We start from the raw sequence: 26979 nt of genomic DNA on the forward strand, positions 1-26979 counted from the left end.
GGAGCCCCTCATGAGCGACCAAGTACCGGCACTGCTCGTCAAGCTGGGGCGTTTTCCCCAGCTCCACGGAGGGCTCGGGGTGATACGCACCCTGGGACGCATGGGTGTCCCGGCGTACGCCATGGTCGAGGACCGCTTCACCCCCACCGCCCTCTCACGCCATCTCGCCGGCCGCTTCGTCCTCCCGACGACCGGCCGGGAGGACACGGCGGAACTGGTGGAGGCCCTTGTGCGGATAGGCCGGAGGATCGGACGCCCCACGGTCGCGGTGCCGGAGGGGGACGAGGCCGCCGTACTGCTGGCGGAGAACGCCGACCGGCTCGCCGAATGGTTCGTGCTGCCCCCCGTGCCGCCCGCGCTGCCCCGCAGGGTGGCCAGCAAGGAGGGGCTGCACCGGATCTGCCAGGAGCACGGGGTGCCCACGCCCCGGACCCGATCGCCGGTCGACCGCGCCGAGTTGGTCGCGGTGAGCCGTGAGTGGGGTTTCCCGGTGGTTCTGAAGGACCGGGAGGCGTTCACCAAGCTCAACGGCTCCGCCATGGGGCACACCACCGTCGTCCACGACGAGGACGAGCTGCTCGACCGGTGCGGGGCGGTCGAGTCCCCCTCCGTCATCGTGCAGGAGTACATCCCTCTCGAGATCGCCGAGGAGTGGTTCACCCACCTCTACGTCGGCGCGGGAGGTACGCCCCGGCTCGTCTTCACCGGGCACAAGCTCCGCTCCTGGCCGCCCAGGACGGGCCTCACCACCCGGGCCCGGGCCCGGCCCAACACGGTCCTCGCGACGCTGGCCGCCGAGCTGTGCCGGGCGATCGGCTACTGCGGGATCGCCGACCTCGACTGGCGGTTCGACCGCCGCGACGGCCGCTACAAGCTGGTGGACTTCAACCCGCGGTTCGGACAGCAGTTCCGCCTCTTCAGCACCGCGCGGGGGATGGACGTGGTCCGGGCGCTGTACCTGGACCTGACGGGCGGGCACGTTCCGGGCGGGTCGCAGATCCACGGCCGGGGCTTCATCGTGGGCAACCTGGACGCCGTGTCGGCGACGGTGAGTGCCTGGCACGAACGCCGGCTCCCGGCGGCGCTGTCGCGGCGAAACCTCGAACGGGCCTGGTTGACCCCGGACGATCCCGTGCCGGCGGTCGCCGAAGCGGTGCGGTTCAGCGGGACCGTGGCACGGCGACTCACGAAACCCGTCCGCGCCCTGGCGCAGAAGGGCGCGGTGTCGTGACGCGGACCATCCTGCACATCGCGCAGTCGAGCGAGGCGGGCGTCGCCCGAGTGGTCACGGACCTGGCCGCCGGGCAGTGCACGCAGGGCGACCGGGTCGTCGTGGCGTGTCCGACCGCCGGCACGCTGGCGCGGACCGCCGCTAGGCGCGGGGCCCAGGTGGTGCGGTGGGACGCCGTACGCTCCCCCGGTCCGGCGCTCCCGCGCGAGGTGGCCGGAGTGCGGCGCATCGTGGACGGGGTGCGTCCGGATGTGGTGCACCTGCACAGCGCGAAGGCCGGCCTCGCGGGCCGCCTGGCGATCCGCGGCCGCCTGCCCACCGTCTATCAGCCGCACGCCTGGTCGTTCGACGGCGCTCCCGCCGCCCTGCGGACCGCCGCCGTGCGGTGGGAGCGGGCGGGCGCGCGATGGGCGCACCAGGTGGTGTGCGTCAGCGAGGGCGAGCGTGCCCACGGGGCGGCCGCCGGCATCCGGTGCCGGTACGCCGTCGTACGCAACGGGGTGGACCTCGACTGGTGCGGTCCGCCGGAGGCCTCCGCGCGGGAGGCCGCCCGGCACCGGCTCGACGTCCGGGTGCCCGGACCGCTGGCCGTGTGCGTGGCGCGGCTCTGCCGTCAGAAGGGGCAGGACGTGCTGCTCGACGCCTGGGCGGAGGTCGAGGCGCGGATACCGCAGGCGCGGCTGGTCCTGGTCGGGGCCGGGCCGGACCGTTCGCTGCTGGCCGCGCGAGCGTCCCCGGCCGTCGGGTTCGCCGGAGCCGTCGTCGACCCCCGCGACTGGTATCTCGCGGCCGATCTCGTGGTGCTGGCCTCGCGCTGGGAGGCGGGCATGGCCCTCGCCCCGCTGGAGGCCATGGCCTGCTCACGTCCCGTCGTCGTCACCGATGTGCCGGGGGCACGGGAGTTCCTGCCGCCCCGTCATCTTCCCTTCGCCGTCGTGCCGTTGGGGCACCCGGGTGCGTTCGCGGCCGCCGTGGCACGTCTGCTGGCCGATCCGGCGACCGGCCGTGCGCTCGGCGAGGAGGCGCAGGCGCACATCCGCCGCCATCACGACGTGCGGCGGGTCGTCGAGCGCATGTACAGCGTGTACGACGACGCCCGCCGCGTCTGGTCAGGGCCGGTGGGCGCAGCCGATCAGTGAGTGCAGGGCGGGGCGCAGCCTGGGCACCGCCCCGGACATCCGGCGGACGGCGGGATAGCCCCGCCAGGTCTTCAGCCGGAAGCTCGCGTCGACCTCGGTGGCGTTGATGTCGACGCGGGGGACGGCGTAGCGCCGGGCGCCGTCGTGCACGCTGAACGCGATCTCGAACCCGGCTGCGGCAACCGCCTTGCGGGCGGCGGCGTCATGCGCCCCGTAGGGGTAGGCGAAGGCGCGGGCACGCTTGCCCGTGATGTCGGCCAGCGCGGCTGCGGCGTCCACGAGATTGCGGGCGAGGGTGCCGTCGTCGGCGTTCGCCAGGTCGCTGTGGTCCCAGCCGTGGCATTCGACGTCCAGTCCCGCGGCTGCCAGTGCGCGTATGCCGTCGGCGTCGAGCAGCGGCTCGTCGGGCATGTCGGTCATCCAGGTCGAGGTGCCGCCCAGCACGCCGGTGAGCACGAAGGCGGTGGCGGGGAACCCCAGTTCACGCAGGACCGGCACCCCCTCGTCCAGCAGGCCCTGGTAGCCGTCGTCGAAGGTCACCAGCACGCTGCGCCTGGGGAAGTCACCGCTCAGACAGCGGTCGAGCGTCAGGGGCGTCCAGCCCCGGTCGAGCAGCCGCCGCAGTTGTCGGTGGAGCATGTCCGGCGGGACGAACAGGCAGAACGGGTCCTGGTGGGCGGGGCGCTTGCCGACTCCGTGGTACATCAACACCAGTGGTCGCCGGGTCGGCGCGGAGTGACTCATCGGGGGCCCTCCGCATCCGGCCCGCGTGCGACGGCCCTGTCCGTTCTGGTCCGACCGGCAAGTCCGCGCCCGGCTCCGGCCGCCTTGGCGAGGTCGCGCACCGCCGCGGCGAAGGGGACGAGGGGCAGCGCCGTCCAGTGGCGTCGGCGGACGGCCCTGGCGAGCGGCAGTGACACGTAGGCCGCGAACGCGGTGGTCGCGACGGACCTGGTACGCGTGCCTCGCACCGCCGCGGCGAGGGCGCCCGCGTAGGCGAAGGCTCTGGCCAGGTCCCGGCCAAGCGCGCGCGGGTCCGCCGAGTGTGCGTCGCCCTCGCCGTAGCGGACGTACATCGCCACGGTCTCCCGCAGCGTCGGCCGCTGCTCCCAGCGGACCTCGGCGGAGGTGGCCAGGACTGCCCGGTGGCCGGCCCCGACGACGGCGCGGCCGAAGACCACGTCCTCGGCGGTGAGCAGCCGTTCAGGGAAGCCTCCGACGTCCTGCCAGGCGGCGCGGGTGAAGGCCATCGAACGCCCGGTGGGCATGGCCGCGTCGAGTCCGCGGCCGAAGAGCCTGCAGTACGCGCGGGTCCACAGGCCGGGATGGCGGGCCTCCTCGGGGACCGGATAGCCCACCGCGGACATGGCCCGGGCCGACGCCCCGCGGCCGTACACCCGGTAGACACCGGTGATCAGGCCTGCCGGGTCGGGTTCGGCCGCCGCCGCGCGCAGCCGGTCCAGCCAGTGCGGATCGGGGTAGCAGCCCGCGTCGGTGCAGGCGATCAGCGAGTTGACCGCCTTTTTCACACCGGCGTTGCGGCCGGCCGAGATGCCCGAGCCGGGGAGGCGGAGCAGACGGATCCTGGCGTCCTTCGCGGCCCATGCCTCGACCCGGTCGGCCGTGTCGTCGGTCGAGCCGCCGTCGACGACGACGATCTCGTCCCCGTTCTCGACCAGTTGGGGGACCAGCAGGCTGAGCAGCTTGTCGATCACGCCGGCCTCGTTGAGCACGGTGGTCACGACCGAGACCGGCGCGGCCCCGGTCAGCCCCGCACCGGGCAGCCCGGCGGCCTCGGACAGGATCTGCGCCAGGCGTCCGGCGCACTCGGCCGGGCCCGGATGGGAAGCGGTCAGACGCTGCCCCTCGGCGCCCATGGCGACGCGGGTGTCGCAGTCCGCCAACTGCCGTAGCGCCAGGCCCACTTGGGTGGGGTCCCCGGGCGGCACGGCGATCCCGGCGGGCGCCGCACCGGGTTGCGCCACCCGTTCGGCGACGGGGCCGGGCGTGGCGATCACCGGGATCGCGGAGCGCATCGCTTCCAGTGCGACCGCGCCGAACCCCTCCGGATGCGGCATGGCCGGGGTGGGCTTGGTCAGTACCGCGACCGCGTCGGCAGCGGGGATGCTCCGCCACGCGTCCTCGATCCAGCCCGTGAAGTCGACGCGGTCGCCCACTCCGAGGTCGGCGGCCAACTGGAACAGCCGGCTGCGCTCGTCCGGTTCGGCCGGGTCGTCGCCCCCGACCGCGACCAGCCGCCAGCGCTCGCCCCCCGGCTTCGCCAAGGCCTGGATCGCGTCGTCCACGCCCTTGTTGGCGACGATTCGGCTGAGGGTGAGCAACACGGGATCGTCGTGGCCGTTGAGCCGGACGCCCTGTCGTACCAGATTCTCCCGGGCCGCCTCGCGGGGCAGTGCGGTGCCCTCCGGCGCCGGGAACGGCACGAGGACGGCCCGGGGGTGGCGCGAGGCGACGACCAGTCCGTCCGCCGTCGCCACGCAGTCGTCGATGAGCGCGGCCAGGAGCTTCATCAGCCGCGGGTGGGTGTAGTCGTGCTTGGCCCACACGCAGCGCACGCCGGTGAGCCATGCGGCCGGGCCGCACACGCACGCCGCCTTGATCCCGTTGGCGAGGACCACGTCCGGGGGGTCCGCCCGCAACCGGCGTGCGAACCATGCCACGGAGGCCGCGATCGCCGCTCCGGTACGGCCGGTGCGGTGCGTGACGCAGGGGATGCCCCGGCGGCGGAACTGCTCGCCCAGTGGCCCCTCCCCCAGCATCACCGCGTCCACGTCCAGCCGGTCGGTGGCGTCGAGCAGCGCCAGCAGCCACAGTTCTGCACCGCCGAGGATTCCGGCGGTCGTGACGACCGTGACGCGCAGTGGACGGTTCATGTGTCCCTCCAACCAGAGTCGCGGCGCTGATCTGCCGCCGACCCGAGGAGGACAGACCAGCGCCGCCCAGAGGATTCACGGCAGCTGTTCTATGTATATTTACGTTGTACACGTACAGACTAGGACGAAACGGACGAACGGTCAAGGCGGGGAAATCCGACCGCTTCCGGCTAGCATCCGTGTTTACGTCGTATACGGATGCCGTCGGCCCCCGAAGGGACCTGCGGCCGCATGGCGAGGAGACGCGCAATGGCGAAGAGCGCCTCGGATCCCGGCCCCACGCGTCGCGCCAGCGACCGCGGACGCTACGGCAGGCTCAATCGCGAGCGCGTGCTGGCCGCGGCGCTGGAACTGGTGGACCGGGAGGGCCTGTCCGCGCTGAGCATGCGCCGGCTGGGCGCGGAGCTCGGTGTGGAGGCGATGGCGCTGTACCGGTACGCGTCGAGCAAGGACGCCCTGCTCGACGGCCTGGTCGAAGCGCTCTATCTCGAGCTGGAGGAGCGCCTGGCCGCCGGACCCGGGACCGGCTCGACGGAGACCGTGCCCGCCTGGCGCGCCGAGCTGCACCGGATCGCCCGGGCGACGTACGACGTCTGCCTCGCGCACCCCCGGGCCGTACCGCTGCTCTCCACGCGCATGCTGGCGGTTCCGCTGGCCCAGCGGCCGCTCGCCGTCCTCAAGGACCACGAGCGGGTGCTGGCCCTGCTCCGGGACGCCGAGCTGGACGAGGCCCGCTCCGCGGCCGTCTTCCAGGCCTTCACCGCCTGGCTGCTCGGCTATGTGTCCGTGGAGCTGCGCCCCATGGTGGACAACCCCGACGAGCCCGATCCGGGCTTCCGCCTGGGCCTGCACCGCATGCCCTCGCAGGAACTGCCCCGGCTCCGGGAGACCGCACCCGCCCTGGCCGAGCAGGGCGGGCCGGAAGGGCTGGCGGCCGGGCTGGACGCGCTGCTCGACCGCTTCACCCAGGCATCCGGAAAGTGACCGCCCGTCACCCCCCGCAGGCGGAGCGGATCTTGTAGAAGGTGCTCAGATACTTCGCGTGGTACGACGCGCTGACGATCCGTACGAGCGCCTCATCGGCCGAGCGCAGCGACGACCCGGCGAGATTGGCACTGCCCGTGTAGACGCGCGGGGTGATGCTGCCGCCGTAGTCGCCGTCGATCAGGATCTCCTTGTTGTGCGGACGGACGTCGATGCCCGGGCCGTTGGGGATGCGGCACCTGCGGTGCTGGATGCCGGCCACGGTCAGCTTGTTGGTGATCTTGGAGTCGCTCTCGGCGTAGATGATGTCGATCCAGCAGCCCCTGCCGCGCAGCTGGGCCAGCTTGTCGGCGACCTGGATGCGCGAGCCGTAGAAGGTGTGCATCAGGATGCGGATGTCGGTCTGGTGCCGTTGCCCGTCCGTTCCGGTGTAGGCGCAGCTGACCTCGTTGAGAGCCTTGACGACGGTGTCGGTGGCCGGGTTGTTGTACGAGGCGTCGCCGCGCGGGAAGAAGAAGGCCCGGTAGGTCGAGCCGGTCGGGGTGGAGAAGTACACGTGGTTGTTGCCGCCCGCGAGGGTGCGCCCGACGCGCTGCTTCTCGTGGTACGACGCGTAGCCGTCGTAGACGGTGGCGTCCACGAAGGTCACGGCGTCGTTGAAGGACTCGACCTTGTACCAGTCGGAGAGGTTCGAGGAGGTCTGGAAGACGACCTTCGAGTAGCTGGTGCCGTCGTCGAAGGGGCCGACCTTCGAGAAGATGAAGTACTTGTTGTGGTTGTACGCCGGTGCGGGCGGGGCGACGCTCAGGCAGCCGCGCATGACGTCGTCCACGCCGTCGGCGTCCTCGAACCTGTCGTCGCAGACGACGATCCAGGAGCGGGCGGCGTCATTGGTTCCGAGCCCGGACCTGAGGGACCGGTAGACCGGGTTGTTGTACCCGACGCCCCCCTCGCCGACATAGGTCGACTCGTCGACGATGAGCCTGACGTTGACGCCGCGCTCGTCGGCGGCGAGCAGTGCGTCGGCGACCTCCTGGTCCTGGAACTCGTACATCGAGCCGCGGATCGTCGCCCCGGCGGGCGTCGCGTCGATCAGCCGGACGAGCTGGGTGAAGATCGCCTTCTGCTGCTCCGGGGTGCCCAGCGGGTCGTTGAACACGGGCCCGTTGATGACCGGCTTGGTCAGCGCGGCGGCGGGTGTCGCGGTGCCGACGAGAAGAGCGGCCACCAGATGGAGGACTACGGCGACGAGCGCCGGCACACGGAGGGGGCGAGCCGGCTGCGGGCCCACGGTCGAACGGGTCATCTTCGCCCTTTCCTCGAGAGTAGGGAGGGAGCACGGAAGCGAAGAGATCACTCTGTGCCGGGCGAGGTCACTTTGTGCGGCAGGGGTGCGGCGGGCGACTGGAGAGTCCAGGCATTCGGAGCATTGGGGAAGCTCGACGAGTGGCGAGTGCGCACGAGCGGCGAGCGGTAACCGAAGCATACGAAAAGGGCCCCGCAGGCTCTCGCCCGCGAAGACCCTTCGCACCGTCGGGACGACAGGATTTGAACCTGCGACCCCTTGACCCCCAGTCAAGTGCGCTACCAAGCTGCGCCACGTCCCGGTGCGCTGTCCGCTGTGAACCGCGTGATCGCGCGGACAGCACTTTACCCCACGTCGGGGACCGCGCCGAAGCCGGTCACGGGGCGCGGGACAATCGGCGTATGGGCAGTACATCCTCAGGACGATCGACGGGCGCGCGGGACCGGGACGGCGAGGGGCGGGCGCGCAATGCCCGGCCGCGGGACGGGCTCGGGCGGCCCCTCCCGTACGAGGCGCAGGGCGTGGCCCGGCAGCCCGAGGGCATCGTGCGCACCCCGGAGCAGAGCGTCGCCGAGGCGCAGGGGTTGCTGGACGCGGGCAGGCCCTTCCACGCGCACGAGGTGTTCGAGGACGCCTGGAAGTCGGGGCCGCAGGAGGAGCGGGAGCTGTGGCGGGGGCTGGCGCAGGTCGCCGTGGGGCTCACGCACGCCGCCCGCGGGAATGTCACGGGCGGCGCCCGGCTGCTGCGGCGGGGCGCCGGCGGCGTGGAGCAGTGGGCGGCGCAGTCGGGGCGGCAGCGGCCCTACGGGATGGATCTGGTGGGGCTGGTCGCCTGGGGGCGGGGGCTGGCGGACGACGTGGAGGCGGGCGGCGGGACCGTCGACGCGCAGGCTCGGGCGCCGCGGCTTCGGGGGCAGGTGCCGTAGGGGACGAGTCCCTGCCCTGTCCGCTCGGTGCGGAGGTGATGTACGGACTGTCAGTGGCGTGCGGCAGACTCGGGGGGTGCGAAAGATTCATGTCATCGGCATCGGCGCGGGCGACCCCGACCAGCTCACCCTGCAGGCCGTCAAGGCGCTGCGGAGCACGGACGTCTTCTTCATTCTCGAGAAGGGCGAGGTGAAGAGCGATCTCACGCGCCTGCGTCGGGACATGCTCGACGCGCACATACCGGAGGGGTCCTCGTATCGAGTGGTCGAGGCGCGGGACCCGGAGCGGGACCGGAGCGCGGGCGGTGCGGCCTACTCCCCCGCCGTCGGGGACTGGCGCAGCGCCCGTGCCGGCATCTACGAGCGGCTGATCGCCGAGGAGCTGGGCGAGGAGCAGAGCGGCGCGTTCCTGGTGTGGGGGGACCCGGCGTTGTACGACAGCACGATCGGGATTCTCGAAGAGGTGCTGGAGCGGGGCGCAGTGGACTTCGACTACGACGTCGTGCCGGGGATCAGCAGTGTCTCGGCGCTCGTCGCCCGGCATCGCACGGGGCTCAACCGCGTCGCCGGGCCGGTGCAGATCACCACCGGGCGGCGGCTCGCCGAGGGCTTCCCGGAAGGGGTGGACGACGTGGTGGTGATGCTGGACGCCCACCAGACGTTCCGGAAGTACGCCGGGCAGGACATCGACATCTACTGGGGCGCCTACATAGGCACCCCGGACGAGATCCTCGCCTCCGGGCCGATCGCCGAGGCCGCGCCGCGGATCGAGCGGCTGCGCGCGGAGGCCCGCGAGCGCAAGGGATGGATCATGGACACGTATCTGCTGCGGAGGAAGCCCGAGGACTGACCCGCAGCGGCTGTGTCGCATAGGCCACCCGAGCGGACCGGTCCCGCATGCACGGGTGGTCCACCGGTGTGATCGTGACCACGTGACAGTCGCCGAGGACATCGCCCCGCCCGCCGCCTCGCAGCCGCCCGTGCTGGACTCGCGCCGGCGCAACGTCGTCTTCGTGACGATCATGCTCGGGATGCTGCTCGCGGCCCTGGACCAGACGATCGTGGGCACGGCCCTGCCGACGATCGTGTCGGACCTCGGCGGTGCCGCACACATGTCGTGGGTGGTGACCTCGTACCTGCTCGCGGAGACCGTCTCGACGGTGCTGGTCGGCAAGTTCGGCGACCTGTTCGGGCGCAAGGTGGTCTTCCAGGTCTCGGCCGTCGTCTTCATCACCGGCTCGTTCCTGTGCGGTCTGGCCACGAACATGTCGCTGCTGATCGCCTGGCGGGCGATGCAGGGCATCGGCGCGGGCGGGCTGATGGTGACGGCGATGGCGCTGATCGCCGACGTGATCCCGCTGCGGGAGCGCGGCAAGTACCAGGGAGCGATCGGGGCCGTGTTCGGGGTGGCCACCGTCATCGGGCCGCTGCTGGGCGGGGTGTTCACCGACCATCTGTCCTGGCGCTGGGCGTTCTACGTCAACGTGCCGATCGCGATCCTCGTGGTCGTCGCGGCTGCCCGCACCATCCCGGTGGTGAAGTCCGCGTCCCGGCCCGTCATCGACTACCTGGGCATCGCCCTCGTCGCGGTCGGCGCGAGCGCGCTGATCCTGGCGACGAGTTGGGGCGGCAACGAGTACGCGTGGACTTCGGCCACCATCATCGGCCTGTTCGCCGGCGGCGCGGTCGCGCTCGGGCTGTTCTGCTGGGTGGAGACCCGGGCACGCGAACCGATGCTGCCCATGCGGCTGTTCGCCAACCCGGTGTTCACGGTCTGCTCGGTGCTCAGCTTCATCGTCGGGTTCGCGATGCTCGGCGCGATGACGTATCTGCCGACCTATCTGCAGTACGTCGACGGCGACTCGGCCACGATCTCGGGCGTACGGACGCTGCCGATGGTGATCGGGCTGCTGATCGCGTCGGTGTTCAGCGGCAACGTGGTCAGCAAGACCGGCCAGTACCGCTACTTCCCCGTCGTCGGCTCGCTGGTGATGGGCGTCGGCCTGTATCTGATGTCCCTCATGGGGCCGTCGACCGGCGCCTGGCTGGAGTCGCTGTACATGTTCGTGCTCGGCACCGGCATCGGCCTGTGCATGCAGGTCCTGACGATCGCCGTGCAGAACACCGTCGACTACGCCGACCTCGGCACCGCGACCTCCGGTGTGACCTTCTTCCGTACGCTGGGCAGTTCCTTCGGTACGGCGGTGTTCGGCACGATCTACACCAACACCCTCAAGCCGAACCTCACCGACGGGGTCGCGGAGGCCGCGAGGTCCGGAGCCGTGAACCCGGCGGTCGTCGCCAAGGCGGCGACCAGCCCCGAGGGCCTGCACAGGCTGCCCTCGGGGGTTGCCGCCCCGATCATCGACGCGTACGCCGACACGCTGCAGACCGTCTTCCTGTGGACCGTGCCGGTCGCGGCCGCCGGGTTCCTCGTCTCGCTGTTCCTCAAGCAGGTCGAGCTGCGCGACAGCGCGCGGGCGGGCTCGACCGACATGGGCGAGGGGTTCGCGTCACCGCACGGCGCGGACTCGCAGCGGCTGCTCGAAGCGTCCGTCGGGAAGATCATCGGCAGTACGGACCTGGACACGGTGCGCCGGATCATGGCGGAGTGCGACACCCGGCTCGACATCGCCGGCGCCTGGGCGGTGATGCAGGTCGAGCTGTTGAACCGACTCGTCGGTCATGCGAGCCTCGGCGTGATCGCCGCCCGCCGCCACCTGCCGCCCGAGGTACTGCTGCCGGTCTTCGACCGCATGGCGGACGAGGGATTCCTCACCCGCGACGGCTCGCTCCTCTCCCACACCGAGGCCGGCGCACGCGAGGCCGCGGTCATCAGCCAGGCGTGGGCCAAGTGGCTCGAGGAACGGGTACAGCAGGACATCGGCCGCCCCTCCGGGACCGATCTGCGCGCTGCCGTGGACACGATCGCAAAGCGGCTGCTGGTCGAGGACCTGTCACACGGCCTCTCCCAGCGTCCGGTGGAACTGGCGTCCAGCGGCGCGCACCGGGCAGCCGACGTCCGGAACTCCGTCAGCCCTGGCGGGCCTTGAAGCGGGGTTCCTTCTTGTTGATGACGAAGACCACGCCGCGTCGGCGCACCACCTGGGCGCCGGGCCTGGACTTCAGCGAGCGCAAGGACTTGCGCACCTTCATGGTTCTGCTCTCCTCATTCCGTCGTCAGCTGCGGTTCTCGGCCGCGCGGCCGTAGCGGCGCTCGAAGCGCTCCACTCGGCCGGCGGTGTCCAGAACCCGCGACTTCCCTGTGTAGAAGGGGTGGGACGCCGACGAGATCTCGACGTCGACCAGCGGGTAGGTCCGGCCGTCCTCCCACTCGATCGTCCTGGTGGAGTCGGCGGTGGAACGGGTCAGGAACGCGACGTCCGCGGCGCGGTCGCGGAAGACCACGAACCGGGTGTCGGGATGAATGCGGGGCTTCATGGGGTTTGCCTCCTCGGAACCTGGGGCTGTTTCTGACGGGTTCAGCGCTCTTCGCGGAACAGGACGTGCGCGCCGACCACCGGGTCGAACTTGCGCAGGACCAGCCGGTCGGGGTCGCTCAGTCGGTTCTTGCGGGTCACGTAGGTGACGCCGGTTCCGGCCGTCGACTTCAGCTTGACGACGGGGCGCGCGGTGCTGCGTGCCATGGGGTCCTCCCTTCGCCCACACCACGGATCCTTGATCCGGGCATGTCAATTACAGTCGTTGTAACGCCGCCTCCCCCCGTTGCATTCCCGGACCGCCGGCTCGTCCGCCGCTATCGTCCAGCCATGGAGTCTGTACGTGCCGTCCTGATCGACATCGACGGGGTCCTGACCGTCTCCTGGGAGCCGCTGCCGGGTGCCGTGGAGGCGTTGCGGGAGCTCCGGGAGGCCGGGCTCGGTGTCGCGCTGGTGACCAACACGACGTCACGGACCCGTGCGTCGATCGCCGGGACGCTGCGGGAGGCGGGGTTCGCAGTGGACGCGGCGGACATCCTGACCGCGCCGGTCGTCACCGCCGCGTATCTCGCCGAGCATCACCCGGGGGCGCGGTGTGCGCTGCTCAACAGCGGGGACATTCGGGAGGATCTGGAGGGTGTCGCGCTGGTCGATCCGGCCGACGTCGACAGTGACTCCGTGCCGGACGTCGTCATCGTCGGAGGCGCCGGGCCCGAGTTCGGCTACGCGGCGCTCAACCGGGCCTTCGGGTATCTGCAGCGCGGGGCCCGGCTGGTGGCCGTGCACCGGAATCTGTACTGGCGCACCGACGCCGGGCTGCAGCTGGACTCCGGTGCGTTTCTCGCCGGACTGGAGAAGGCCGCCCGTACCGAGGCCGAGGTCACGGGGAAGCCGTCGGCCGCGTTCTTCGGGGCGGCGCTGGCCCGGCTGGGGGTCGATGCGGGCGAGGCGGTGATGGTCGGGGACGACATCGAGTCGGACGTGCTGGCCGCGCAGCGCGCCGGCATCACGGGAGTGCTGGTCAAGACCGGGAAGTACCTGCCGGAGACGCACCGGGAGGCGAGCGGCAGGCCCGACCATGTCATCGAGTCCTTCGCGGACCTGCCGGCGCTGCTGCGCGGGTCAGCGGAGAAGTAGCTGCAGGCCGCCCACGACCGTGGCCGCGATCACGAGTTGCTCGAAGAGCCGCTGGTTGATTCGGTTCACAGCCCATTTGCCGAGGAACGCACCGGGTACGACGAACACCGCGAGCGCGGCGTCAAGGAGCAGTGAGGGTCCGTCGATCAGGCCGAGGCCGGCGCTGAAGGGCACCTTGGACAGGTTGACGATCAGGAAGAAGAAGGCCGAGGTCCCGAGGAAGCCCAGCTTGCGGAAGCCCGCGGACAGCAGATACATCGACATCACCGGGCCGCCCGCGTTGGCGACCATCGTGGTGAAGCCGCCGAGGACGCCGTACGAGCGGGCTTTGACGCGGCCCGAGCGAGTGGCGACCGAGTCCGGCTCCTCCTCGACCTCGGCCGTGCGTCGCCGCCAGACCGTCACCGCCGCCATCAGCAGCAGGATCGCGCCGATCGACGTCCGTACGATCCCGTCGTCGGCCCACACCAGGAACAGCGTGCCGAACACCACGCCCGCCGCGACCGCCGGGAACAGCCGCCAGAGCGTGGGCCAGTGGGCGTGCCGCCGGTAGGTGAGGACGGCGAGGACGTCGCCGACGATCAGGATGGGCAGCAGTACGCCGGTGGAGGCGCGGGCGGGCAGCACCGCCGCGAAGATGGCGAGGCTGACCGTGTTGGCCCCGCTCACCGCGGTCTTCGAGAAGCCGACGAGGAGGGCCGCGAAGGCGAGGGCGGCGAACTCCCAGCCGGATATGTGCCAGAGCGTCATCGTGTCCATGCGGGGACCGATGCTATGCGCACGCATCCGGCGGCGTAAGGAGCGTCTCGACAGGTGGCGACTGCCCGGCCCTATCGGTGATGCGGCGGTGGCGGAGGCGGTGGCGGTATGTCCGCGAGGTCCGGTGCCGGTTCGGGCCAGATGAGCAGCACGGGGCACGGGGCGTGGTCGACCACGAAGCGGGCGGCCGGGCCCAGGCTCTTGGGCCCAAGTCGGCTGCGGTCGCCGTCCCGGGCCAGGATCAGCAGGCCGGCGTCCTCGGCCGCCGCGACGACCTCGCGTTCGACCCGGCCGGTGCGCTCCACGCGGGTGCAGGGGCGGCCCAGCCGGTCGGCGGCGGCCTGCAGCAACTCCTGGGCCGAAGCCGCTGCGAGGTGCTCGACCTGAATGCCGGGATCCCTCCCCCAGCCTTCGGCCGGGCGGTGCCCCCAGGGGTGCCCGCGGCCGAGCAGTCCGGCGAAGGCGCCGTGCGCGACGCCCGGGAGCTCGTGCCCGGTCACGTGCAACAGCACGATCTCGTCGTCCTCGGCTGTATGAGCGCGGGCGGCGTCCACGCATGCCGGCCAGGTGCCCTCGACGATCCAGACGACGACAGCCATGCGGAGGCCTCCACCCTGTGAGGAACGGCTAGTGCCTCTCTACCAGCACCGCGCTCCCCTGTCCCACCCCCACGCACATGGTGGCCAGGCCGCGCTCCGCCCCCGTGCGCCGCATGCGGTGCAGCAGTGTCGTCAGGATGCGGGCTCCCGAGCAGCCCAGCGGGTGGCCGAGGGCGATCGCGCCGCCGCTCGGGTTGACCAGGTCGGGGTCGATGCCGAGTTGGTCCACACAGGCGAGGGCCTGGGCCGCGAACGCCTCGTTGAACTCGGCCTCCTGGATGTCGGCGACGCTCCAGTCGGCACGGGCGAGGGCCTTGCGGGTGGCCGGGACGGGGCCGATGCCCATGACGTCGGGGTGGACGCCGGCCGAGGCGCCGGCGACATAGCGGCCCAGCGACTCCAGGCCCAGGTCGTTGAGCGCCTCCTCGCTGACCAGGAGGAGTCCGGCGGCGCCGTCGTTCATCGGGGAGGCGTTGCCCGCCGTCACCGTGCCGCCCTCGCGGAAGACCGGCTTCAGGCGCGCGAGTTTCTCGTACGACGTGTCCTCGCGGATGCACTCGTCGGCGTCGACGAGCACGCCGTCCGGCCGCTCCACCGGCAGGAGTTCGTCGTCGAAGTGGCCGTTCTTGCGGGCGTCCGCGGCGCGTTGGTGGCTGCGCAGGGCGAACTCGTCCTGGCGTTCGCGCGGGATGCCGTAGCGCGAGGCCACCTCTTCGGCGGTCTCACCCATGGAGAGCAGGCCGTGGAGGTCCTTCATCGCCGGGTTGACCAGGCGCCAGCCGAGGCGTGTGTCGGCGGTCTCGATGCGGTGCGGGAGCGCCTCGTCGGGGCGGGGCAGGACGAAGGGGGCGCGGCTCATCGACTCGGAGCCGCCCGCGAGGACCACGTCGGCCTCGCCCGCGGCGACGGTGCGGGCGGCCAGCGTCACCGCCTCGAGGCCGGAGGCGCACAGACGGTTGACCGTGGCGCCGGGAACGGACTCGGGGAGGCCGGCGAGCAGTGCGGCCATGCGGGCGACGTTGCGGTTGTCCTCGCCGGCCTGGTTGGCGGCGCCCCAGTAGACGTCGTCGATGCGCGCCGGGTCGAGGGCGGGTACGTCGGCGACGAGCCCGCGGATGACGGCCGCGGCGAGGTCGTCGGGCCGTACGGCGGACAGGGCTCCGCGCAGTTTGCCGATGGGGGTGCGGCGGGCGGCCGCGAAATGGACGGGACGCACGACAGGACTCCTGAGCTACGGCGGCTGCACCCGGGCGGCAGCCGTTTAATTAGCACCGCTAGTTTTGGACTATAGACCGCCGGGCGGCTCCCTGGGAAGATCCACGGGGACCTTCACCGACGCAGCTGGAGGAGACATGGCCGACGCCCGCGAGCACGTCCTGACCGGAACCAGGGGCACGATCACCGCACGAGAGTGGCCGCACGAGCGACCGCGGTACGTCGCCCTGGTGGTGCACGGTTACGGCGAGCACATCGGCCGGTACGAGGAGCTCGCCGACGTCCTGGTCGGGCACGGCGCGGCCGTGTTCGGGCCCGACCACACGGGGCACGGGAGGTCGGCGGGCGAGCGGGTGCTGGTCGGGGACTTCGAGGACGTGGTCACCGACCTCCACGCCGTGGCCGCCCTCGCCCGGTCCGCGCACCCCGGCGTACCGGTCGTCATGATCGGGCACTCCATGGGCGGCCTGATCTCGGCCCGCTACGCCCAGCGCTACGGCGACGAACTCGCCGCCCTGGTGCTGTCCGGGCCGGTGATCGGGGTCTGGGAGCTGCCGGGCCGGCTGCTCGCGCTCGACGAGATCCCGGACACGCCCATCAGCCCGGCCTCGCTCTCCCGGGACCCGGCGGTCGGGGAGGCGTACGCCGCCGATCCGCTGGTCTGGCACGGGCCGATGAAGCGGCCGACGGTGGAGGCGTTCGCCCGCACCCTGGAGACCGTCGCCAAGTCCGGCGACATCGGCGGGCTCCCGCTGCTGTGGCTGCACGGCGACGACGACCGGCTGGTGCCCCTCCCGGGCAGCCGCGTCGGCGTCGAGCAGCTGAGCGGCGGCCGCCTCGTGGAGCGGATCTACGCCGGTGCCCGGCACGAGGTGTTCAACGAGACGAACAAGGCCGAGGTCTTCGCGGACCTGACGCGGTTCGTGGACGACGTGCTCACGAACTGACGCCATCCGAGTCCTGGACAGCGTGTTCACACGCTGAGACGACATCGCGCCGCCCGGCGCCGTGTTTGCACCGGTTCGCCCTGGGCACCCGCCGCCGCATGGAGTGGTTGCGCGGTGCTGCCTGCACGGGAGAGGACCCCGAGCTGTTCTTCCCGGTGGGCACCCAGGGACCGGCGCTGCGGGACGTCGCCGCGGCCAAACGCGTCTGTGCCCGCTGCCCGGTGACCGTCGAGTGCCTCGACTGGGCCCTGCGCAGCGGCCAGACCTCGGGGGTGTGGGGAGGGACCTGCGAGGAGGAACGCACCGCACTGCTCCGCACCGGCACGCACGACGCCAGAAGGAGAAGCACCCTATGACTGTCGTGAAGAGCACACTTCCGGAACCGGCCCGCAAGGTCGCCGGAGAGGCACTGCAGAGCACTCTCGTGGATCTTCTCGGGCTCTCGCTGATCGGGAAGCAGGCGCACTGGAACATCGTGGGCCCGCGGTTCCGCTCGATCCATCTGCAGCTCGACGAGGTCGTGGACACGGCGCGCACCTTCGCCGACACGGTGGCGGAGCGCTCCGCCGCGCTCGGCCTGCCGCCCGACGGCCGGCCCGAGACGATCGCGGCGGCCTACACGCTGCCGGGCCCGAAGGACGGCTGGCTGCGGGACACCGAGGTCGTCCAGCTCGTCGTGGACGCGCTGGAGGCGGCGATCGGGCGGCTGCGCGAACGTATCGACGCGACCGCGGAGCCGGATCCGGTCACCCAGGACCTGCTGATCTCCCTCACCGCCGAGCTCGAGAAGCAGCGGTGGATGTTCGACGCGGAGAACTGGCCGCGCGACAACTGACCGGCCGGCCCGTGGAGCACGTACGTACGGAAAGGGGGACGCGATGACCGACGCCCTCGAACTCGACGCGCTGTGGGAGGACTTCCACCGCGTGGTGAACATGACCTCGCAGGAACTGGCCGCGTGGCTGCGGGTGAGCGAGGCCGACGAACAGACCGAACCGCTGCCCGAGCACGCGGGCTCGCCGACCGGCCAGCATGTCCTGGCGATCCTGCAGAAGCGGCGCACCGACCTCACCGAGGACGACCTCGAGGTGATGTACGAGGTCGTGGACACGGTGACGGAGCAGGCGGACGTGGAGAACGAGCCCGAGGCCGAGGAGACCCGTCGTCGGCACATGCTGATGACGATCGGCCACGATCCGCTGAAGCCATGACCGAACAGCAGCGCGTGGTACGGGAGTTGGTGGGTGCGCACGGGCGTACGTTCGCCGAGGAGGCGGGCATCACGCTCAAGGACACCCCGCAGCCGCTGTACCGGCTGCTGGTCCTCGCGCTGCTGCTGAGCGCCCGTATCCGCGGATCCGTCGCGATCGACGCGGCCCGCGAGCTGCACAAGGCCGGACTGCGTGATCCGCGGCGGATGGCCGCGGCCGACTGGCAGGAGCGCGTGGACGCGCTGGGCCGGGGCGGCTACCGGCGCTACGACGAGCGCACCGCCACCCAACTCGGCGACGGCGCCGAGCTGTTGACCGAGCGGTGGGGCGGTGATCTGCGCCGGATGCGCAAGGAGGCGGACGGCGATGTCGCCGAACTGCGCCGTCTGCTGCGGGAGATACCCGGCATGGGGCCCGCGGGCGCCGACATCTTCCTGCGCGAGGCTCAGCCGGTGTGGCCGGAAGTGGCGCCGTACATGGACCGCAAGGCGCTCGACGGAGCGGAACGGCTGGGGTTGCCGAAGGATGCGGACCGGCTCGTGAAGCTGGCCGGGAACACTCAACCGGCCGTCCTGGCCGCCGCGTTGGTGCGGGCGTCGCTGAACAAGGAGGTGGCCGAAGACAGTCTCCGTCGCGCCGCATGATCGTGTCAGACTGCTCGCACGTCCTGTCGGGTCCGCCGACACACCCTGTCGGGTCCGCCGAGCAGAGGAGCAGTACGTGACCGCGACCGAGCCGGCCGGCCCCCGGATCGACACGACCAGGCCGCATCCCGCGCGCGTCTACGACTGGTTCCTCGGCGGCAAGGACAACCACCCGGTCGACGAGGAGCTCGGCCGGCAGATCATGTCGATACAGAGCGACGCACCCAGGGCCGCCCGGGCCAACCGCCGCTTCATGCAGCGGGCCACGCGCAGGCTCGTCGGGGAGTCGGGAATCCGCCAGTTCCTCGACATCGGCACCGGCATCCCCACCGAGCCCAACCTCCACCGGATCGCCCAGACCGTGGCACCGGACGCGCGTGTCGTCTACGTCGACAACGACCCGATCGTTCTCGCCCACGCGGGCGCACTGCTGCGCGGCACCCCGGAAGGTGTCACGGAGTACTTCCAGGCCGACGCCCGCGACACCGCCGCGATCCTCGAACAGGCGGGCCACGTCCTGGACTTCGACCGTCCCGTCGCCCTGTCCCTGATCGCCCTGATGCACTTCATCGCGGACGAGGACGGCGCCTACGACCTGGTCGGCACCCTCGTCGACGCGCTCGCCCCGGGCAGCTGCCTCGTCCTTTCGGCGATGACCGCCGACTTCGAGCCGGAGAACGTACGGCGGGGCATCGAGGCGTACGCGGCGGGCGGTGTGACCCTGGTGGCCCGTACCCACGCCGAGACGGCCGGCTTCTTCAAGGGGCTCGACCTCGTCGAGCCGGGGATCGTGTCGGTGGTGGACTGGCATCCCGGGCTCGGCGTGGACGAGACACCGGACGGGACGGGGCCGGTGTCGCTGTACGGGGGCGTCGGCGTCAAGCCCTGACGGCCGGTGCCGCACCAGCCCCCGACCAGCCCCCGAGCGCACTAACTTTTCGAAAGTGCCCACCCTGGGGTAAGCTGCCTTCATGGGCGTGAACGACACAACACTCGTCGACCAGGTACGGTTGGCCGACGGCGTCACGATGTGCCCCCACCGTCTGGTCATGGAACACGTGACGAGCCGCTGGGGCACCCTGGTGCTGATCGCGCTGCTGGAGCGCTCGTACCGCTTCAGTGAGCTGCGCCGGGCGATCGGCAGGGTCAGCGAGAAGATGCTGACGCAGACGCTGCAGACCCTGGAACGCGACGGTCTGGTCCACCGCGACGCGAAGCCCGTGATCCCGCCACGCGTGGACTACTCCCTCACGGACCTCGGCCGGGAGGCCGCCGAGCAGGTCAGCGCCCTCGCCCGATGGGTGGACCGGCAGATGCCGGCGGTGGAGAAGGCACGCGCGGAGTACGACGCGGCGAAGGCCTGACCCGGGTCCTCACCCAGGCTTGGCGCGCAGGTACTCCGCAATTGCGCTCAAGTCCCGTCCCCCGAAGCCCTGTTCCAGGGCCTCACCCACCAACCGGCGATTGGTGACGGCCTGTTGCATGGGTGCGCCCACGCGTTCGGCGAGGGCGAGGACCAAGTCGAGGTCCTTGGCGACCAGTTCGAGGGTGAAGGCGACCGCGGCACCCTCCGGGTGCAGATACGCGTCCCTCTTGTACTGCACGAACGGCGCCCCCGCGGCGCCCGCCGCGAACACCTCGTACGCCGAATCCCGCGGTACTCCGGCCCGTTCGGCGAGGACGAGGGCCTCGGAGAGGGCGTGGTTGAGGCCGAGCAGAAGAGAGTTGACCGCCAGCTTCATCGCCGCGCCGTTGCCGCCGGGGCCCAGGTGGACGACTCGCGCCGCCAGGACGTCCAGCACCGGCCGGGCTCGCTCCAGGGCCGCCGCGTCCCCGCCGGCCATCACCGTCAGCCTGCCCTGCTCGACAAAGCCGACGCTGCCGGAGACCGGCGTGTCCAGCAGGGTCGCGCCCGCCTTCTCGACCAGCGGGCTCAGGGCGATGACCGTCTCGGGGGCGACCGTGCTGGTCTCCAGCACGACGGCGCCGGGTCGCAGTCCGGCCACGATGCCGTCGTCGCCGCCGTACGCCCCCGTCACGGCCGTGGCGTCGGCCAGGGATACGAGGACGATGTCCGCCGTCGCGGCGGCCTCGCGGGGCGTGCCCGCGAGGGCGGCGCCGGTGGCCGCGGCCTTTTCCCGCGTGCGGTTGTACGCGGTCACGGTGAAGCCTGCCTTACGCAGCCGTACCGCCATGGCGGCTCCCATCCGGCCCGTACCGACGACCGCGACGCGCGGTCTCGTGCCACCGCCCCGATCGATGCCGCTCCCCCGATCCATGTCGCTCACCCGAGGAGCCACCCCCCGTCCACGCTCAACTCCACCGCGTTGATCGAGCGGTTGCGCAACAGGAAGTCCACCGCGTCGACCACGTCCGCCATCGTCGCGAGCCGTCCGGTCGGGGTCCTGGCGCGCAGCCCGGCCAGTACCTCCTCCGGCTTGCCCTGCCAGTAGGGGCTGTCGCCCACGACGCCCGGGTGGACGGCGTTGACGCGGACCGGCGCGAGTTCGACGGCGAGGGTGTTCACCAGGCCCCGTACGCCCGCGTTGACGGTCGCCACCGTCGTCGCGCCGGGGTAGGGGCGCTCCTTGGCCTGGCCGCCGAAGACGACGATCGCGCTGTCGTCGGTCATACGGGGCCGCAGGACGTGCACGACCTCGGTGTAGCCGACGAGTTTGAGCGTGACGAGGCGGAGGGCGGCGCTGATGTCGTAGTCCGCGGCCGTGTTCTCGTCGCGCGAGACTCCGGCGAGCACCAGGTGGTCGACGCGCTCCACCTCGGTCAACGCCCCTGCTATCTCGCGCGGTTGGGACAGATCCAGGGAGAGGCCGCGCGCGCCGATCTCCTTGGCGACGGCTTCGGCGCGGGCGGAGTCGCGGCCGGTGAGGACGACCTCGTCGCCCCGTTCCGACCGCACGCGGGCGAACTCGCGGCCTATGCCGGACGTGCCGCCGACGACCAGGACGCTGCTCATGACTCCAGGGCCTCCCTCAAGTAGTCCCAGTCGCGCGTGAACCGGTACGAGTGCCGTGGCGGCGGCTGCGGCGCCTGGGTCTCCAGCCAACGCAGCGGCCCCTGCCCGGCGTTGGTGAAGCCGTGCACACAACCGGCGCCCGCCCAGGCGCAGTCGCCGGGCACCAGCCGGTAGGTCTCGCCGTCGAAGGTGGCGTCCGCCTCACCTTCGAGGAACAGGTACGTCTCCTCGAAGGGGTGGTCGTGCGTGCCGGCGACGCCGTCGGGCGCGTACTGCACCATGAACATCGTCGAGGCGACCGCGCCGAGGTCGCTGTCGACCATCATCTTCACGGTGATGCCGCTGTAGACGAGCAGTGCGGTGCGCATGCTCGCCGAGACCGCGAGGAGGTCCTGGGACTGTTTGCCGGGGTCCATCTGAGCGGGCTCGAAGTGGCCGAACGAGCGGGTGCGCGGGTCGCGGACGTCGATGCGGACGGGGTCGCGCGCGGGCAGCGCGGGCACGGCCTGGGTGTCGTACCCGTAGCGGGCCCGTGGCACGGGCGCCAGCATGTCCGCCCAGCGTGCGGCCGTGCCCCCGGCGCCGCGCCAGGCGTGCGGGACACCGGCCGGCAGGAGGCCGTAGTCGCCCTCCTCCAGCAGGAAAGCTCCCTCCGGCACATCGAGGATCACCGCCCCGTCGAGGATGTGGAAGGTCTCCTCGTACGAGTGCACATGGGCCGGGAGCGTGCCGTCGGGCCGCAGTTCGCACAGGCCGAAGCCGGTGTGCACGCTGCCGTCGTCCTCGCCGACCAACGTCCGCCTGCGGTATCCGAGTTGGTCGTACGGCGGCTCGGTCGCCGCGGCGGCCCGTCGCACCAGATGCCCGGTCATGCCTTCGGCTTCGCCTCCTTCGCCGCCAGGAGCCGGTCGCGGGACTCCTCGACGAGCTGTCGGGCCCGCGCGACGTCGGCCGTCAACCTGCCGTCGCGCTTGCGGATCACACCGTCGACGATGACCGTCTCGACGTTGGAGACGTCGGCCGACAGGGCCACCGCGGCGGCCGCGTCGTGCACCGGCGCGACGTTCAGGGCGGTGGCGTCGAGGGCGACGACGTCGGCGCGCTTGCCGGGGGTCAGGGAACCGGTGCGGTGCTCCAGTCCCGCGACGTGCGCGCCGTTGAGTGTCGCGATCTCCAGCATCTGACGTGCCGTCAACATGGTTTCCGGCACCGGCATGTTGGCCTTCCAGCAGTCCGCGTTGACGCGGGCGCGCTCGGCGCCGAAGGCCGCGCGGATCTGGGTGAACATGTCGCCGGGGACGGTGGTGACGACGTCGATGCTCAGGCTGGGCCGCAGCCCGAACTCGATCGCCTTCATCACGGGCGGCCAGCCGTGCCCCATCTGCGTCTCGACCTGCGGTGCGATCGAGACCGTGCCGCCGCTGTCGGCGACCATCCGCCACTCCTCCTCGCTGAAGTAGCAGCAGTGGATGTACGTGGTGTCGGGGCCCAGCAGGCCGAGATCGTTGAGCTGCTTCACCATGCCGAAGCGGCCTGCCAGCCGCCCCATCGCCACATGCACGGTGATCGGGATGTCCAGCTCGCGCGCGAGCGCCCACTCGGAGGTGACGACGTCGTTGACGCAGAAGCCCGGGCCGCGGGTGGCGAGCCCCATGGTGAGCAGACCGTCGTCGGAGGTGAAGTACTTGGCCCGGATACGGCGGACGTCGTCGCCCGGAATCGCGATCTTGCTCTCGAACCAGTATTCCGCGAGGGAGGTGTTGGCGCTGCCGTACGCGTACTGTGCGCGGATGCCGGTCTCCGTGAGCGCCTGGACCGCGGCGTCCGGGTGCTCGGGGGTGTTGTTGATGTGGGACCAGTCGACGAGGGTGGTGATGCCGGCGTTGAGGCATTCGAGGGCGCCGGCGAGGTTGCCCGCGTACACGTCCTCGGGGGTGTACAGCGGGGCGAAGGTGTCGAGGATGTCGACGAAGTAGTCGTCCAGGGTGGCGTCCGGGGCGACGTTGCGGATGGACGCCTCCCAGGTGTGGCGGTGGGTGTCGACGAAGCCGGGGATCACGATGCGCCCGGTCATGTCGAGGACTTCGGCGTCCGCGCCGATCTCCGGTTGCACGGCCTCGATCCGGCCGTCCTCGATGAGGACGTCACCCCTCGGCAGATCCCCGACGGAGGGATCCATCGAGATCACGTGCCCCCCACGAAGCAGTATCCGATCGGTCATCGCGCTTCCTCCTCAGGGGTGTTCAGTACGCGGCGAGACTCCGGACGGCCGCCACGACCTTCTCTACGGTGGGGATGACCCGCTCCTCCAGCGCGTCGGCGAACGGCAGTGGCACGCACTCCCCCGCCACCCGGCGCACCGGCGCGTCCAGCAGACTGAACCCCTCGTCGGCGACGACCGAGACGAGGGTGGCGCCCCAGCCGCCCTGGTACGGGTTCTCCTCGACGGTGACGAGCCGCGAGGTCTTCCCGAGGGAGGCGAGGACGGTGGCGGTGTCGAGGGGGACGAGGCAGCGCAGGTCGACGACCTCGACGTCGATGCCCTCCGGGGCAAGGAGTTCGGCGGCCTTCAGGGCCAGGGGCACCATCGAGGCCAGGGCCACGAGGGTCACGTCGGCACCCTCGCGCACGACCGCCGCCCGCCCCAACTCGACCACGTGGTCCGGCGGTGGCGGCGCACCCTTGCTCGCCAGCAGCCCCTTGTGCTCGAAGAAGACGACCGGGTCGTCACTGCGGATCGCCGCCGCCATCATGCCGATCACGTCGGCGGGCGTGGCCGGTGCCGCGATCTTCAGGCCGGGAACGGTCAGCGCCCAGTTCTCCGTTGCCTGCGAGTGCTGGGCGCCGAAGCCGAGCCCGCCGCCGTTGGCGGTGCGTACGACGAGGGGCACGGTGACCTGACCACCCGTCATGTAACGCACTTTGGGTATCTCGTTGGCGAGGTAGTCCCAACAACAGGCCAAAAAGTCGGAGAACATGATTTCGGCGACCGGCCGCATCCCGGTCATCGCGGCGCCCATCGCCGCGCCCACGATGGCCTGTTCGGAGATCGGCGTGTCCCAGACCCGCTCGGGACCGAACTCCTTGAACAGCCCGGCCGTCGTCTTGAACACCCCGCCGGCCTCGCCGATGTCCTCGCCGAGGCAGACGACGGCCGGGTCCCGGCGCATCTCCCGGGCGATGCCTTCCGCGACGGCATCGCGGTAGGTGATCACGTCCGCCATGCCGCACCTCCGTCCGCCCACACGTCGGTCAGCGCCTCGCTCGGATCCGGCGGCGACGCGTTCTTCGCCGCATCGACCGCCTTTGCCACGACGTCACGGGCGCGCTCGTCGGCCGCGGTGACCGTCTCCTCGGGCACCCCCAGCTCGACGAGGCGGCCGCGGGCCAGGTCCAACGGGTCGTGCTTGAGCCAGCGTTCGACCTCCTCGGCCGGACGGTAGGTGGCCGGGTCGGCGCGGCTGTGCCCGAAGTGGCGGTAGGTCTCGGCCTCCAGGACAGCGGGCCCGTCTCCTGCCCGGGCCCGCTGAGCCAGCCGGGCCACCGCCTCCTGCACGGCGACGACGTCATTGCCGTCGACGACCTCGCCCGGGATGCCGTACGCGGGCGCACGGTCGGCCGCGGGCCGGGCCACCGCCGTGACGTCGGCGATGGGCGTGTACTCCATGTACAGGTTGTTCTCGCAGACGAACAGTACGGGCAGTTTCCATACGGCGGCCAGGTTGAGCGCCTCGTGGAAGGCGCCGATGTTGGTGGCGCCGTCGCCGAAGAAGGCGACCGCGAGCTGTCCGGTGCCACGCAGCCGGGCCGACCAGGCGGCGCCGACCGCCATCGGGAGGTGGGCGCCGACGATGGCGTACGAGCCGAGCATGTTCGTGGACGCCTTGGTCAGGTGCATGGAGCCGCCCTTGGCCTTGCACAACCCCGTTGCCCGGCTCATGAGTTCGGCGAGGCACTCCTCGGGGGTGGCGCCGCGGGCCATGGCGTGGTGGTGGCCGCGATAGGTGGCGAAGACGTAGTCGTCGGGGCGCAGTGCCGCGCTCGCGCCGACGGCGATCGCCTCGTGCCCGGCGGCGAGATGGGTGGTGCCCTTGACCAGGCCGGACATGAACAGGTCGTGGGCGGCCTTCTCCGTACGACGGATGAGAGCCATCTGCTCGTACAGGGCGAGGAGTTCGTCGCGGTCGACCATCAAGCACCCCCGTCGTTACGGGTGTTGAGGTGGGACTGTGCTTCGCGGCGGGTGTTGAGCTCGCCGCCGACCGTCCAGTACTTGCGGCCCGCGACCAGCAGTTCCTCGGCCGGGAACTTGGTGATGACCTCGCAGCCGTCGGCGGTGACGACCAGTTCCTCCTCGATCCGGGCCGCGGACCAGCCGTCGGCGGCCGGCCAGTAGGTCTCCAGGGCGAACACCATGCCCTCTTCGAGGACTTCGGGATGGTCGAGGGAGACCAGGCGGCTGAAGATGGGCTTCTCCCAGATCGACAGGCCGACCCCGTGGCCGTACTGGAGGGCGAAGGCGGCGGTCTCGTCGGCGAAGCCGAACTCCTCGGCGCGCGGCCAGACTTGGACGATGTCGGCGGTGGTCGCGCCGGGCCGCACCAGCGCGATGGCCTCGTCCATGTACTCGCGGCAGCGGACATAGGCGTCGCGCTGGGCGGCGGAGGCGCTGCCGACGGCGAAGGTGCGGTAGTAGCAGGTGCGGTAGCCGAGGTGGCTGTGCAGGATGTCGAAGAAGGCGGGGTCGCCGGGGCGGATCAGACGGTCGCTGTAGACGTGCGGATGGGGTGAACAGCGCTCGCCGGAGATGGCGTTGACGCCTTCGACGTACTCGCTGCCGAGGTCGTAGAGAACCTTGCTGACCAGGCCGACGCACTCGTTCTCGCGCACACCCGGGCGGAGGTGGCCGTACAGCTCCTCGTAGGCCGCGTCGACCATCGCGCAGGCCTGGGTGAGCAGGGAGATCTCGTCGCGGGTCTTGGTGCGGCGGGCCTCGAGGAAGACCTGCTGGCCGTCGACGACGTCGATGCCTTCCGCGCGCAGGGCGGTGAGGATCGGCATCTCGGCGACGTCGATGCCGAGGGGTTCGTTCGCGAGGCCGTGTTCGCGCAGTTCGGTGGCTATCTTGCGGGCCACGTCCTCGGCGATGCCGGCGTCCGGATGGAAGGCACCGCGCAAGGTCGAAATCCCGGCGCGGGCGCCGGTGGGCGGGCCGCCCTTGCCGTCGCTGTAGTCCAGCCACGGGTTGTACAGCTGGTGGTGGCGGGCCGCGGAGCCGAAGTCCCAGACGACCGGTTCGCCGCCGCGCACCAGCAGGGCGAAGCGGATCAGCTTGTCCATCGCCCAGGTGCCGATGTGCGTGGCGGTCATGTAGCGGATGTTGGCGAAGTCGAAGCTGAGCACCGCGCCCAGCGAGGAGCGGTTCAGGGTCTCGTGCAGCCGGGCCAGGCGCTCCTTGCGCAGCCGGTCCAGGTCGATGCGCTCTTCCCAGTCGACGGCATTGGGTCCATATGTACGGATCGCCATGGCGACCACCCCCACTTCGGAGTGAACGACCACACCTGGCGGGTGTC

At 71.4% G+C, this 26979-nt stretch carries 30 protein-coding genes and 1 tRNA gene; 14 read left to right on the forward strand and 17 right to left on the reverse strand.

The annotated features are described in order from the left end of the window. Positions 1-10 precede the first annotated feature (10 nt). Both ABZ880_RS08540 and ABZ880_RS08545 read left to right on the forward strand, forming a co-directional pair. On the forward strand, positions 11-1231 hold the full coding sequence (locus ABZ880_RS08540; RefSeq protein ID WP_361258960.1) for an ATP-grasp domain-containing protein: 1221 nt from the start codon (positions 11-13) through the stop codon (positions 1229-1231). Beyond that, positions 1228-2370, forward strand: coding sequence for a glycosyltransferase (locus tag ABZ880_RS08545; RefSeq protein ID WP_361258963.1), 1143 nt, complete (start codon positions 1228-1230; stop codon positions 2368-2370). The genes ABZ880_RS08540 and ABZ880_RS08545 overlap by 4 nt, the downstream gene beginning before the upstream one ends. Here the strand turns inward: ABZ880_RS08545 and ABZ880_RS08550 are convergent. Beyond that, positions 2341-3114: a polysaccharide deacetylase family protein gene (locus ABZ880_RS08550; protein WP_361258966.1), complete on the reverse strand. Its 774-nt coding sequence runs from the start codon at positions 3112-3114 to the stop codon at positions 2341-2343. The two genes, ABZ880_RS08545 and ABZ880_RS08550, sit on opposite strands and share 30 nt — an antisense overlap. After that, positions 3111-5264 (reverse strand): glycosyltransferase, encoded by a 2154-nt coding sequence (locus ABZ880_RS08555; protein WP_361258969.1) that lies wholly within the window; start codon positions 5262-5264, stop codon positions 3111-3113. The genes ABZ880_RS08550 and ABZ880_RS08555 overlap by 4 nt, the downstream gene beginning before the upstream one ends. Positions 5265-5513: 249 nt before the next feature. Between ABZ880_RS08555 and ABZ880_RS08560 the strand changes: the two genes are divergently transcribed. Then, positions 5514-6248: a TetR/AcrR family transcriptional regulator gene (locus ABZ880_RS08560; RefSeq protein WP_361258972.1), complete on the forward strand. Its 735-nt coding sequence runs from the start codon at positions 5514-5516 to the stop codon at positions 6246-6248. A 7-nt stretch (positions 6249-6255) separates the two neighbouring features. Here the strand turns inward: ABZ880_RS08560 and ABZ880_RS08565 are convergent, their stop codons facing one another. After that, a complete protein-coding gene (locus ABZ880_RS08565) occupies positions 6256-7554 on the reverse strand; it encodes a phospholipase D-like domain-containing protein (protein WP_361258975.1) in 1299 nt (432 codons plus the stop codon). A gap of 227 nt (positions 7555-7781) precedes the next feature. Then, a tRNA-Pro gene (locus ABZ880_RS08570) sits at positions 7782-7855 on the reverse strand. Between the two features lie 100 nt (positions 7856-7955). Between ABZ880_RS08570 and ABZ880_RS08575 the strand changes: the two genes are divergently transcribed. The 3 genes from ABZ880_RS08575 (at position 7956) to ABZ880_RS08585 (ending at position 11533) form a co-directional block, all read left to right on the forward strand. Beyond that, positions 7956-8480 carry a DUF309 domain-containing protein gene (locus ABZ880_RS08575; RefSeq protein WP_361258978.1) on the forward strand — a complete coding sequence of 175 codons (525 nt, stop codon included), beginning with the start codon at positions 7956-7958 and terminating at the stop codon, positions 8478-8480. Positions 8481-8556: 76 nt separating this feature from the next. Beyond that, the gene (cobF, locus tag ABZ880_RS08580; RefSeq protein ID WP_361258981.1) at positions 8557-9330 is read left to right on the forward strand and encodes a precorrin-6A synthase (deacetylating); all 774 of its coding nucleotides are present in this window, start codon (positions 8557-8559) and stop codon (positions 9328-9330) included. Positions 9331-9412: 82 nt separating this feature from the next. Then, positions 9413-11533 (forward strand): MDR family MFS transporter, encoded by a 2121-nt coding sequence (locus ABZ880_RS08585; RefSeq protein WP_361258984.1) that lies wholly within the window; start codon positions 9413-9415, stop codon positions 11531-11533. Here ABZ880_RS08585 and ykgO read toward each other — a convergent pair. From ykgO to rpmG, 3 genes are read right to left on the reverse strand one after another with little or no spacing between them, the layout of a single operon-like run. Beyond that, on the reverse strand, positions 11514-11636 hold the full coding sequence (gene ykgO / locus ABZ880_RS08590) for a type B 50S ribosomal protein L36 (RefSeq protein ID WP_361258987.1): 123 nt from the start codon (positions 11634-11636) through the stop codon (positions 11514-11516). The two genes, ABZ880_RS08585 and ykgO, sit on opposite strands and share 20 nt — an antisense overlap. A gap of 24 nt (positions 11637-11660) precedes the next feature. Then, positions 11661-11921, reverse strand: a complete 261-nt coding sequence (locus ABZ880_RS08595; protein WP_361258990.1) for a type B 50S ribosomal protein L31 — start codon at positions 11919-11921, stop codon at positions 11661-11663. A gap of 41 nt (positions 11922-11962) precedes the next feature. Then, on the reverse strand, positions 11963-12127 hold the full coding sequence (rpmG, locus tag ABZ880_RS08600) for a 50S ribosomal protein L33 (RefSeq protein ID WP_361258993.1): 165 nt from the start codon (positions 12125-12127) through the stop codon (positions 11963-11965). A 123-nt stretch (positions 12128-12250) separates the two neighbouring features. Here rpmG and ABZ880_RS08605 point away from each other — a divergent pair, with 123 nt between their 5' ends. Further along, entirely contained in the window at positions 12251-13057 is an 807-nt protein-coding gene (locus ABZ880_RS08605; protein ID WP_361258996.1) for an HAD-IIA family hydrolase, read from the forward strand. Here ABZ880_RS08605 and ABZ880_RS08610 read toward each other — a convergent pair. The 3 genes from ABZ880_RS08610 to ABZ880_RS08620 form a co-directional block, all read right to left on the reverse strand. Then, complete coding sequence (locus tag ABZ880_RS08610) at positions 13043-13816, reverse strand: sulfite exporter TauE/SafE family protein (protein WP_361258999.1); 774 nt, start codon at positions 13814-13816, stop codon at positions 13043-13045. The genes ABZ880_RS08605 and ABZ880_RS08610 overlap by 15 nt on opposite strands. 71 nt (positions 13817-13887) lie before the next feature. Then, positions 13888-14415, reverse strand: coding sequence for a universal stress protein (locus ABZ880_RS08615; protein WP_361259002.1), 528 nt, complete (start codon positions 14413-14415; stop codon positions 13888-13890). Between the two features lie 28 nt (positions 14416-14443). Further along, on the reverse strand, positions 14444-15631 hold the full coding sequence (locus ABZ880_RS08620; RefSeq protein WP_361259005.1) for a thiolase family protein: 1188 nt from the start codon (positions 15629-15631) through the stop codon (positions 14444-14446). Between the two features lie 136 nt (positions 15632-15767). Between ABZ880_RS08620 and ABZ880_RS08625 the strand changes: the two genes are divergently transcribed. From ABZ880_RS08625 to ABZ880_RS08655, 7 genes are all read left to right on the forward strand, one after another. After that, the gene (locus ABZ880_RS08625; RefSeq protein WP_361259008.1) at positions 15768-16577 is read left to right on the forward strand and encodes a lysophospholipase; all 810 of its coding nucleotides are present in this window, start codon (positions 15768-15770) and stop codon (positions 16575-16577) included. A 98-nt stretch (positions 16578-16675) separates the two neighbouring features. Continuing rightward, positions 16676-16933, forward strand: coding sequence for a WhiB family transcriptional regulator (locus ABZ880_RS08630; protein ID WP_361259011.1), 258 nt, complete (start codon positions 16676-16678; stop codon positions 16931-16933). Continuing rightward, positions 16930-17412 (forward strand): DNA starvation/stationary phase protection protein, encoded by a 483-nt coding sequence (locus tag ABZ880_RS08635; RefSeq protein WP_361259014.1) that lies wholly within the window; start codon positions 16930-16932, stop codon positions 17410-17412. Before ABZ880_RS08630 ends, ABZ880_RS08635 begins: the two co-directional genes overlap by 4 nt. Positions 17413-17455: 43 nt before the next feature. Continuing rightward, positions 17456-17788 carry a DUF3140 domain-containing protein gene (locus tag ABZ880_RS08640; protein WP_361259017.1) on the forward strand — a complete coding sequence of 111 codons (333 nt, stop codon included), beginning with the start codon at positions 17456-17458 and terminating at the stop codon, positions 17786-17788. Next, complete coding sequence (locus ABZ880_RS08645; RefSeq protein ID WP_361259020.1) at positions 17785-18432, forward strand: endonuclease; 648 nt, start codon at positions 17785-17787, stop codon at positions 18430-18432. The genes ABZ880_RS08640 and ABZ880_RS08645 overlap by 4 nt, the downstream gene beginning before the upstream one ends. A gap of 76 nt (positions 18433-18508) precedes the next feature. Beyond that, complete coding sequence (locus ABZ880_RS08650) at positions 18509-19321, forward strand: SAM-dependent methyltransferase (protein ID WP_361259023.1); 813 nt, start codon at positions 18509-18511, stop codon at positions 19319-19321. Positions 19322-19403: 82 nt separating this feature from the next. Then, entirely contained in the window at positions 19404-19796 is a 393-nt protein-coding gene (locus ABZ880_RS08655) for a helix-turn-helix domain-containing protein (RefSeq protein WP_361259026.1), read from the forward strand. A gap of 9 nt (positions 19797-19805) precedes the next feature. On the opposite strand, the gene ABZ880_RS08660 is transcribed toward ABZ880_RS08655, so the two are convergent. Genes ABZ880_RS08660 through ABZ880_RS08690 form a run of 7 tightly spaced genes read right to left on the reverse strand, consistent with a single transcriptional unit; the run spans position 19806 to position 26932 of the window. Then, on the reverse strand, positions 19806-20711 hold the full coding sequence (locus ABZ880_RS08660; protein ID WP_361259237.1) for an NAD(P)-dependent oxidoreductase: 906 nt from the start codon (positions 20709-20711) through the stop codon (positions 19806-19808). Positions 20712-20716: 5 nt separating this feature from the next. Next, on the reverse strand, positions 20717-21406 hold the full coding sequence (locus tag ABZ880_RS08665) for an SDR family oxidoreductase (protein ID WP_361259029.1): 690 nt from the start codon (positions 21404-21406) through the stop codon (positions 20717-20719). Then, on the reverse strand, positions 21403-22278 hold the full coding sequence (locus tag ABZ880_RS08670; RefSeq protein WP_361259032.1) for a cupin domain-containing protein: 876 nt from the start codon (positions 22276-22278) through the stop codon (positions 21403-21405). Before ABZ880_RS08670 ends, ABZ880_RS08665 begins: the two co-directional genes overlap by 4 nt. After that, positions 22275-23627: an amidohydrolase family protein gene (locus tag ABZ880_RS08675; RefSeq protein WP_361259035.1), complete on the reverse strand. Its 1353-nt coding sequence runs from the start codon at positions 23625-23627 to the stop codon at positions 22275-22277. The genes ABZ880_RS08670 and ABZ880_RS08675 overlap by 4 nt, the downstream gene beginning before the upstream one ends. Positions 23628-23649: 22 nt before the next feature. Then, positions 23650-24630, reverse strand: a complete 981-nt coding sequence (locus ABZ880_RS08680) for an alpha-ketoacid dehydrogenase subunit beta (protein ID WP_361259038.1) — start codon at positions 24628-24630, stop codon at positions 23650-23652. Continuing rightward, positions 24618-25598 (reverse strand): thiamine pyrophosphate-dependent dehydrogenase E1 component subunit alpha, encoded by a 981-nt coding sequence (locus ABZ880_RS08685; RefSeq protein ID WP_361259040.1) that lies wholly within the window; start codon positions 25596-25598, stop codon positions 24618-24620. Before ABZ880_RS08685 ends, ABZ880_RS08680 begins: the two co-directional genes overlap by 13 nt. Continuing rightward, positions 25598-26932, reverse strand: a complete 1335-nt coding sequence (locus ABZ880_RS08690; protein WP_361259043.1) for a Xaa-Pro peptidase family protein — start codon at positions 26930-26932, stop codon at positions 25598-25600. The genes ABZ880_RS08685 and ABZ880_RS08690 overlap by 1 nt, the downstream gene beginning before the upstream one ends. Between the last annotated feature and the right edge of the window lie 47 nt (positions 26933-26979).

Source organism: Streptomyces sp. NPDC047043 (assembly GCF_040644055.1).
Classification (GTDB): domain Bacteria; phylum Actinomycetota; class Actinomycetes; order Streptomycetales; family Streptomycetaceae; genus Streptomyces.